This window comes from Cyanobacteriota bacterium (assembly GCA_025054735.1).
GTDB lineage: Bacteria > Cyanobacteriota > Cyanobacteriia > SKYG9 > SKYG9 > SKYG9.
This window is the reverse complement of record JANWZG010000650.1, coordinates 1-1,328: the sequence shown is the minus strand read 5'-3', so window position 1 is coordinate 1,328 and position 1,328 is coordinate 1. Positions and strand designations below refer to the sequence as shown.

General features: G+C 49.5%; 2 protein-coding genes. Both read right to left on the bottom strand.

Annotation, left to right across the window (positions count from 1 at the left end; genetic code table 11):
* Positions 1 to 5 precede the first annotated feature (5 nt).
* A complete protein-coding gene (locus NZ772_19080; protein MCS6815661.1) occupies positions 6 to 314 on the bottom strand; it encodes a hypothetical protein in 309 nt (102 codons plus the stop codon).
* Positions 315 to 418: 104 nt separating this feature from the next.
* Positions 419 to 1,069 carry a uracil phosphoribosyltransferase gene (gene upp, locus NZ772_19075; GenBank protein ID MCS6815660.1) on the bottom strand — a complete coding sequence of 217 codons (651 nt, stop codon included), beginning with the start codon at positions 1,067 to 1,069 and terminating at the stop codon, positions 419 to 421.
* Positions 1,070 to 1,328: the final 259 nt, after the last annotated feature.

Below are 1,328 nucleotides of genomic sequence, written 5' to 3'. Positions count from 1 at the left end.
ACGTGTTACTCATCGATGTAAGCTCGCTCACCATCGTCTTGTCCAGAGCCATTGACGTTGCTAAGTTGTTGCCGAACATCATCAATGGCATTGTTCAACTGAGCAATTTTGTCTTCCAAACCCCGCCGTGCTATCTCAATCTTTGATTCTGTTGAGGTTCTTAAAGACTGCTGACGATCGCTGGATATATCTGCATCTAACGGCTCATCTGACCAAGATGATGCTAACCATGCGCCAACCACACCGCCGACCACACCACCAACGATCGCACCTAGAAAAAAGCCACCTGCAAAATTGTCTTGACCACTACTCATCACTACCCAACTGAGAATGTTTGGTTCACTATCTCTTTCAGCCTACAGCAACTTGTCGGAAACAATGCCAATTCTTGTTAATCTTGTGATGACTATTGGCGAGTCTAGGTGCCAAAGGTACGATCGCCAGCATCCCCCAACCCTGGCACAATGAACCCGTGTTCGTTTACCACATTATCAGTTGCGGCTGCATAAATCACCAGTTCTGGATAGGTAGCGCCGAGTTTTTGCAACGCGACGGGTGCTGTCACGACTGAAATAATGCGTGTGAAAGCTGGATTAACACCACGCTTTGTCAACTCATGCATTGCCGACATAATAGTGCCGCCAGTAGCTAACATCGGCTCTGTGATCAATACTCGTGTTTCAGGTGGGAATGTTTCCGGCAGGCGATTAAGATAACAACTTGCTTCTAGAGTAGTTTCATTACGCACGAACCCTAGATGATAAATCGATGCTAACGGCAGTAATGCTTGGGCACCATCTAACAGAGATAGCCCCGCTCGCAAGATCGGGACAATAGCGATCGGTACATCTGGGTTGATGAACGTTGCTGGACAGGGAGCCAACGGAGTAGCAACTTCCGTGTCTAAGGTTGGCAGCCAGCCTCGCATGGCTTCGTAGGTTAGCCATCTCCCCAGTTCTGTCATCGCCGTACGAAACAGCGTAGTAGGAGTAGAAGCATCGCGGGCAACGCCCAGCCAGTGCTTAATCAGCGGATGGGGGGGAATATATACTTGGAGTTGAAGAGCCATGTAGCAGTACAACGGGCAATAGAGTAATGGGCTATATCATACCCCACTGCACCCGCTTCTACACTGAAGCCTGCCAGCAATGCTCTAACCATCCTTGACATACTTGTCGGGAAGCTGTGCAACTTTTCAGCACACTCCACACTAAGAGCAGCGTGGAGGCATCGTCAATAACAACACGCAAGGGTTGCCCGATCGCACACCAGCAAGGGACTGATAGCTCTTGGAGCCGATGATAGACGTTCCAGCGATGTATGTGCGC